Origin of the sequence: Micrococcus sp. HMSC31B01 (assembly GCF_001816085.1) — a bacterium.
GTDB classification, from domain to species: Bacteria; Actinomycetota; Actinomycetes; order Actinomycetales; family Micrococcaceae; genus Micrococcus; species Micrococcus luteus.
Window position 1 is genome coordinate 1 of the sequence record NZ_KV825072.1, and the last position, 536, is coordinate 536.

Genomic DNA, 536 nt, shown 5'->3' on the forward strand with positions numbered 1-536 from the left:
CCGCTTACACAGACAAGTTGACACGCCCTGCTGGCCGACGCCGGGCACATGTTTACTGACTCAGCCGGGTTGCTGATCGCCCTGACCGCCGCGACCCTGGCGCTGCGCCCGGCCACGGACAAGCGCACCTGGGGGTACAAGCGCGCCGAGATCATCGCCGCGGCCGCGCAGGCCGCGGTGCTGCTGGCCGTGGGCGGCTTCGTAGCCGTGGAGGGCGTACGCCGGCTCATCGAACCCCCCGAGGTCGAATCCACCGCGATGCTCTGGTTCGGGGTGATCGGTTTGGCTGGCAACCTCATCGGTCTGGCGATCCTGGCCTCTTCCCGAGGTGAGAACCTGAACATGAAGGCCGCGTTCCTGGAGGTACTCAACGACGCCCTGGGATCGGTCGCAGTGATCGTTTCGGCGATCGTGATCGCCACCACCGGCTGGAATCGCGCCGATGCGGTGGTGTCCCTGTTGATCGCCGCACTGATCGTGCCCAGAGCCCTGATCCTGCTTCGCGACAGGGCGTGTCAACTTGTCTGTGTAAGCGG

General features: G+C 66.0%; 1 protein-coding gene. It reads left to right on the forward strand.

The genetic code is table 11. The annotated features are described in order from the left end of the window. Positions 1–48: 48 nt before the first annotated feature. The coding region (locus tag HMPREF3105_RS04965; protein ID WP_141762432.1) for a cation diffusion facilitator family transporter at positions 49–536 on the forward strand (488 nt) is incomplete at its 3' end.